The organism is Streptomyces sp. NRRL S-495 (genome assembly GCF_000966955.1).
In the GTDB taxonomy this organism is placed as follows: domain Bacteria; phylum Actinomycetota; class Actinomycetes; order Streptomycetales; family Streptomycetaceae; genus Kitasatospora; species Kitasatospora purpeofusca.
On sequence record NZ_JZWY01001042.1, the window covers coordinates 1 to 6,610 of the forward strand.

The window sequence follows — 6,610 nt, forward strand, 5'->3', positions numbered from 1 at the left end:
GGGGGGGTGCGGCGGCCGCCGCACCCCGCCCGGTGTGGTACCGGCCCCTGAGGGAGGGTCGGTCCGGGAGGGTCAGTTGATGTAGACGTGCGGGCTGCCGGCCACCGAGCTGTCCTTCACCGGCCCGTAGGTGGCGCTGAAGTACCCGGTTGCGAAACAGGTGCTCGGGCCGGAGACCTTGGGCAGGGCCTGGGCGTTGAAGCCGATGGTCTGGCCGACGTTGCTGGTGGTGCCGCTGATGCCGGCGGGGGCGCGGTAGACGCAGGTGATGGTGCCGAGGATGGTCTTCAGCACCACCGTGGTCTGGAGCGGGCCGACGGCGGTGGGGTCGAGCGAGACCGGGTTGCCGGGGGCGTCGCTGACCGAGTTGGTGTAGGGCAGGTTGTTGACCGTGATGCTCTGTACGGAGGTCACACCGATGACGTTGGCGGTGCAGGAGCCGAAGGTCTGGGTGTTGAGCTGCTCGGTGGCCACCCCGGGCGCGGCCGGGTTGCTGGTGACGGTCGCCGAGAAGGAGGAGGCGGCGCACTTGATGCCGCTCGTCCCGGTGGCGCTGGAGTAGAAGGTGGCGAAGCTGCCGGACACCAGGTCGGCGGTGAGCACGTCGCCGACGGCGATGTTCGGCCCGCCCACCGAGGTGTGGGTGAGCACGGCGGAGCCGGCGGCCTGGGCGGGGGTCATGGTGCCGGCGGCCAACACCGCGGCGGCGGCGAGGGCGGTGGCTCCGAGGGTACGGCGGATGCGCATGAGGGTGTGCCTCTCCGGGCGAGTCGGGTGGGGGAGCCCGTGCGGTCGGTGTGGGGGTGCGCGCGGCATCGTCGGCCGCGCCCGGCCGGGACGGGTGAGGGTGTGCGGGGTGGGGCGCCGCGAACGGCGACTCGGCGGGCCCGGCGCCACGGGCCCGCCCGTACGGCGCGGTACCGGCGGCACGACGTTGTGCGGCGGGTACGACGCGGCCTGGGCCGGCCGGAAGGAACCGGCCGGGTACGGCTGAGTACGGCGGGGTACGGCGGGGTGGAACGGTCCAGCGCAAGTGCGGGAGTGCAGGGTGCACGTCGGCGGCTGCCACCGCCGGGCATGCGTTCGCCATACTGAGCAGTCGGAACGCGTGCGGGCTTCCGGCGGCCTCGGCCGCGGATTGGAAACCCGCCAGTGTTGTAAACCTGATGTCGCGCCAATGTCAAGGCAATGCACAGGAGTTGGGGACTGAAGATGGCGATGGACCCGGATCTCCGTGGGAATGCCGACGTGGTCCTGATCCCCGGTGCGCGCACCGGGCGCGACCCGGCCCGCTCGATCAAACGCGGCCCGAGCCGGCTGCCGCCCGGAGTGGTCGCGGCGACCCAGCGGGAGCGCCTGCTCGACGGGCTGGTCCACACGGTGGCGCAACACGGCTACCAGCGCGCCACGGTGAGCGACATCTGTCGCGCCGCCGGGGTGACCAGGCCGGTCTTCTACGAGCTGTTCAGCGGCAAGGAGGACGCCTTCCTCGCCGCTCACCGGCACGGCACCGGGGTGGTGATCCGGCGGATGGCGCGGGCGTTCGCCGCTTCGCCGGACTGGTGCACCGGGATTCGTGAGGCGCTCCGGGCGATGCTCGTACTGCTGGCCGGGGTGCCGGCCTTCGCGACCATGGCGGTGATCGAACTGGACGCGGTCGGCCCGGCCGGGCGCCGTGAGCGGGACCAACTCCTCGTCAAGTTCCGGGCGTTCTTCGCCGAGATCCCCGAACTCCCGGACGGTGTCGGGGCGGAGGCGATGGTCGACGCGGTGGTCGGCGGCGTCTACTCCACCCTCCAGCGCTGCATCGACACCGACCGAACCGCCGAACTCCCTGACCTGCTACCCACCTTGAGCCTTTTCTGCCTGGCGCCGTTCCTCGGTCCGGCCGAGGCCGCGCGCCGTCTGGCCTCGTCCGGACCGGCGCCGGACCGGGGTCGGGGAGCGGACGATGATCCTTCGTGCACCCGTATTGACCCGGTCAATACCGGGCAGTAGCTTCCCAGTTACCTACTGCGGCCCGACCGGTCCGCCCCGCTGCCGAGGGGTGGCCCTCCGCTGCCGTGCCGCAGAACGCTGTCCGCGCCAGGACAACGTGCCAGTGCCTGCCCGTCCCCACCACCCGAGGGAGCACACATGGCCACGTCCGAGGACGCCGCCCACCCGACCGGAAGCACCCCGGCCCCCGCGTCACCCACCCAGGACAGAGGCCGGGTCCGGCTGAGGCGAACGGCGCTGATGGCCGTACCCGCCGTCGCCGCCGGCGCGGTGCTGATGGCCCTGACCGCGCAGGGCGTGCTCGCCGCCCAGTTCGACATCTCCGGCATGCCGTTCGTCGTCACCGCCGACAGCCTGGACGGCGTCGGCTTCGAGCAGTTCGGCAGCCTGGACCACATGATCAAGGACAGTCCCAACGCCGGTGACACCGGTGGCCAGGTGCTGGTCGCGGTCTCGGCGATCAAGGAGGCCTCGCTCACCAAGCTGTGCCAGAGCGTCGAGCTCGGCGGTATCAACCTGCTGATCAGGGCCGGCGACGCCGGCACGCCCGTCACCGCCACCGACCTCACCACCGACTCCGATCTGCTCTCCGGCGACGCGGAGTTCAAGAACATCGAGATCGGCGGCGACGCCAGCACCTACACCAAGGCCGGCGTCCAGGGCCTGCCCGGGGTCTTCGGCCAGCAGGCCGACACGGTCAAGATCCGCAACCTCCGGCAGCACAACTACGCCACCACCGCCGGCGCCTTCAAACTGCCCAACCTCCGGCTGAGCTTCAGCTCCGAGGGCTGCTGACGGTGGCGGGACCCGAGCCGGAGACGCCGGCCGAGGCGGAGGCGCAGGTCGAGCCGGAGGCACCGGCGGGACCTGAAGTACAGGCGGGACCTGAAGTACAGGCGGGGCCGAAGGCCCGGGCGAGTGCGGTCGCCCGGGCCCGGCTGGCCTGGCGCGGCTGGCGGGGCCGACGGCCCTTCTGGGGCGGCGTGCTGGTCCTGTTCGGCGGCGCCGAGATCCTCTTCACGCAGCGCGCCCCGCTGCCCATCGTGCTGCACATCGGGATCCAGGGGCTGGCCGGCTACCTCGTCCCGGCGGTGATGGTGCTCTGCGGCCTGCTGATCCTCTTCAACCCGGCCCAGCGGCTGTTCTACTCGATCCTCGCCGTGCTGGCCTCGCTGGGCAGTTGGCTCACCTCCAACCTCGGCGGCTTCCTGCTCGGGATGCTGTTCGGCGTGATCGGCAGCTGCCTCGCCTTCGGGTGGCTGCCCGACCAGCCCCCGCGCCGCCGCTGGCTGCGCCGGGACCGGACCGGACGCAAGGCCGCCGACCCGGCCGGCGTCTGAGGGGGCCGTGGCGGGCGCCGGTCGCGGCCGGTGACCGACGCCCGCCACGGCCGACAGGGCCGGCGCCCCGTCCCCGGCGAAGGGAGAGCGCCGGGGACGGGGCGTCGTTCGTTCCGAGTTCCGTCCGGGAAGCCGGCGGGCCGCGCAGCCCGGTCGAACGGGCAGCCCGGGCAAACGGGCGGAACGGGCGACCCGGTCGGCAGGCGTCAGATCGTCGCCGTGTCGATGACGAAGCGGTAGTGCACATCGCTCGCCAGCACCCGCCGGTACGCCTCGTTGATCCGCTCGGCCGGGATCAGCTCGATCTCCGCGCCTATCCCGTGCTCGGCGCAGAAGTCCAGCATCTCCTGGGTCTCCGCCAGACTGCCGATCATCGAGCCCGAGAGCGACCGCCGCCCCAGGAGCAGCGAGTGCGCGCCCAGGCTGATCGGCTTCGCCGGCGCGCCCACCTGGACCAGCGTGCCGTCGGTGCGCAGCAGCCCGAGGTAGGCGCTCAGGTCCAGGTCGGCCGAGACGGTGTTGAGGACGAGGTCGAACCGTCCGGCCAGCTCGGTGAACGTCGCCGGGTCGGAGGTGGCGCGGTAGTCGTGGGCACCGAGCCGGAGCCCGTCCTCCCGCTTGCGCAGCGACTGGCTGAGCACGGTGACCTCCGCGCCCTTGGCCCGGGCGAGCCGCACCCCCAGGTGGCCGAGCCCGCCGAGCCCGACCACGGCGACCTTCCGCCCCGGCCCGGCGCCCCAGTGGCTGAGCGGCGAGTAGACCGTGATGCCCGCGCAGAGCAGCGGTGCGGCCACGTCCAGTGGCAGCGCCTCGGGGATGCGCAGGGCGTACTGCTCGTCCACCACCAGCTGCTTCGCGTAACCGCCGTAGGTCGGCGAGCCGTCCCGGCCGCGGCCGTTGTAGGTGAAGACGATGCCGTCCCCGCCCGTGCAGTACTGCTGGAGCCCGGCGAGGCAGTTGTCGCACTCCCGGCAGGAGTCGACGAAGCAGCCGACGCCGACCCGGTCGCCGACCGTCCAGCGGGAGACGGCGGAGCCGACCGCCGCGACCACCCCGGCGATCTCGTGGCCCGGGACCATCGGGAAGATGCCCGGCCCCCAGTCCTCGTCGACCTGGTGGATGTCCGAGTGGCAGATCCCGGCGTAGCGGACGTCGATCAGGATGTCGTGCGCGCCGAGCGCCCGGCGGGGCACGGTGGTGCGCTCCAGCGGGGCCTTCGGGGCCGGGGCGGCGTAGACCGCGATCCGGCCGGGCTGGTCGGGGGACCCGGGGGCCTCCGCCGCGGCGGTGCCGGCGGTGTCGGTGCTGCCGGTGTCGGCGGCGGTGAAGGTGTCGGCGGTGTGTGCGGTGATCGTCGTGTTCGTCATGCCCCAAGCCTCGGCGAGCCGTTCGGGGCGGGCCAGGTCAGTGGTCGTCGTACGACCACCGGTCCTACCACTGGCAGTATCACCCACGGCGCCCGTCCGCCGCGCCCGGCGGGCCCATACTGCTGGCATGGACCAGCGCACCGAGCTCAGCGAATTCCTGCGGTCCCGGCGAGCCCGGCTGCGGCCGGCCGATGTCGGCCTGCCCGACTACGGCGGCCGCCGCCGCGTCCCGGGGCTGCGCCGCGAGGAGCTGGCCCAGCTCGCGGGGGTGAGCACGGCCTACTACGTCCGGCTGGAGCAGGGGAACGGCGACAACGTCTCCACGGCCGTCCTGGAGGCGATCGCCCGCGCGCTGCGGCTCGAACCGGCCGAGCGCGAGCACCTGCTGCGGATCACCCGGCCGGTGCGCCGCAGCCCCGGTCGGGGCCGCCCGATGCGCACGCAGCAGGTCCGGCCCGAGCTGACGCAGCTGCTGGACGTGATGGACGGCGTCCCGGCCTACATCCTGGGGCGGCGGCTCGACGTGCTCGCCTGGAACCGCCTCGGCAACGCCGTGATCGGGGACGTCGCCGCGCTGCCGCCGGAGCGGCGCAACCTCGCCTGGCACGTCTTCTTCGACCAGGGTGCCCGGGAGCTCTACCTGGACTGGGAGGCCAAGGCGGCCGACCTGGTGGGGATGCTCCGGCTCTACGCGGGCCGCGACCCGGACGACCCCCGGCTGACCTCGCTGATCGGCGAACTCTCGGTCAAGAGCGAGGACTTCCGGCGGCTGTGGGCGGCGCACAACGTCCTGGACAAGGGGCACGGGGTCAAGGAGCTGCACCATCCGGTGGTCGGCCGGCTGACCCTGCGCTACGAGACCTTCCGCCCGGCCGGCGACCCGGACCAGGTGCTGGTGGCGTACCACGCGGAGCCGGGCTCGCCCTCGGCCGAGTCGCTGCGGCTGCTGGCGAGCTGGATCGCCACCGGGCCGTCCGGGGGTGACGCGGAGGCGCGCCGCCCGGAGCAGGAGGCCGGGTCCGGGGCCCAGTCCGATTCCGCCTCGAACTCCGCCTCGGGCTCGGGATCCGGTTCGGGATCCGGAGCTTCGTCGACGGGCCGGTAGTCCTCTTTCCGGAGCCCGCGGTGGGCCGGTGGTCCCGTCCGGCCAGGGACCACCGGCCCTGTCCCGAGCCCCGGACGGGGCCGTTCAATGGAACCGCGCCGGGCCCGGGCCGCCCCCTGCCCGGAACCGGCCGACGGCCCGCCGGAACGGTGAAAAGCACTGGTCCGGCGAGTAACTGACGGAACGTCAGCTCTCGCTAGGCTGCCCGTCATGGACACCACCAGCACCACCGCCGAGTACGACCGGCTGATCGCGCGACACCACGCCATGCGGCTGCGCCGGCAGATCCTCGCGCCGGCGCCACCCTTTCCCGCCGCGCCCGAGGATCCGCCCCCGCCTCCCGGTGGCGCCGACGGATACGACGGCTACGACGGGGCGGCCGACCAGCGGCTGATCCTCCGCGACCTGACCCTGGTCACGCCGTTCGGCGCGCTCATCGACCACCTCTACGCCTGCATGTTCCGCCGCCGCCCGTTCCTGCGCGCCTTGTTCCCGGAGTCCATGGCGTTCCAGCAGGCCCACCTTGAGCGGATGTTCGGGTACCTGGTCGAGCGGCTGCACCGACCGGCCGAACTGGCCGACACCCTCACCCGGCTCGGCCGCGACCACCGGAAGCTCGGCGTCCGGCCGGTCCACTACGAGGCCTTCGAGGAGGCGCTCCGCGAGGCGATCCGGCACCGGGCGGGCGCGCGGTGGCACGCCGGGCTGGAAGCGGCCTGGGTGCGGATGCTGCGCTTCGCCGTCCGCTCGATGGTGGCGGGCGCCGAGGCGGCGCTCACCGAACCCCCGTCCTGGCAGGC

General features: G+C 73.3%; 7 protein-coding genes. 5 read left to right on the forward strand and 2 right to left on the reverse strand.

The window, feature by feature from the left end:
- Positions 1-72: 72 nt before the first annotated feature.
- Positions 73-747, reverse strand: a complete 675-nt coding sequence (locus VR45_RS38560) for a hypothetical protein (protein WP_030396485.1) — start codon at positions 745-747, stop codon at positions 73-75.
- A 501-nt stretch (positions 748-1,248) separates the two neighbouring features.
- Here VR45_RS38560 and VR45_RS38565 point away from each other — a divergent pair.
- From VR45_RS38565 to VR45_RS38575, 3 genes are all read left to right on the forward strand, one after another.
- Positions 1,249-1,998: a TetR/AcrR family transcriptional regulator gene (locus VR45_RS38565; protein ID WP_234326591.1), complete on the forward strand. Its 750-nt coding sequence runs from the start codon at positions 1,249-1,251 to the stop codon at positions 1,996-1,998.
- 138 nt (positions 1,999-2,136) lie between these two features.
- On the forward strand, positions 2,137-2,793 hold the full coding sequence (locus VR45_RS38570) for a DUF6230 family protein (RefSeq protein WP_045944621.1): 657 nt from the start codon (positions 2,137-2,139) through the stop codon (positions 2,791-2,793).
- A 143-nt stretch (positions 2,794-2,936) separates the two neighbouring features.
- Positions 2,937-3,338, forward strand: coding sequence for a DUF6114 domain-containing protein (locus VR45_RS38575; RefSeq protein ID WP_078897432.1), 402 nt, complete (start codon positions 2,937-2,939; stop codon positions 3,336-3,338).
- Positions 3,339-3,544: 206 nt separating this feature from the next.
- Here the strand turns inward: VR45_RS38575 and VR45_RS38580 are convergent, their stop codons facing one another.
- Complete coding sequence (locus VR45_RS38580) at positions 3,545-4,705, reverse strand: NAD(P)-dependent alcohol dehydrogenase (protein ID WP_078897428.1); 1,161 nt, start codon at positions 4,703-4,705, stop codon at positions 3,545-3,547.
- Positions 4,706-4,832: 127 nt separating this feature from the next.
- Here VR45_RS38580 and VR45_RS38585 point away from each other — a divergent pair, with 127 nt between their 5' ends.
- Positions 4,833-5,810, forward strand: coding sequence for a helix-turn-helix transcriptional regulator (locus tag VR45_RS38585; RefSeq protein WP_063772624.1), 978 nt, complete (start codon positions 4,833-4,835; stop codon positions 5,808-5,810).
- A gap of 210 nt (positions 5,811-6,020) precedes the next feature.
- On the forward strand, positions 6,021-6,610 hold a 590-nt coding region (locus VR45_RS38590; RefSeq protein WP_045944623.1), incomplete at its 3' end, for a globin domain-containing protein.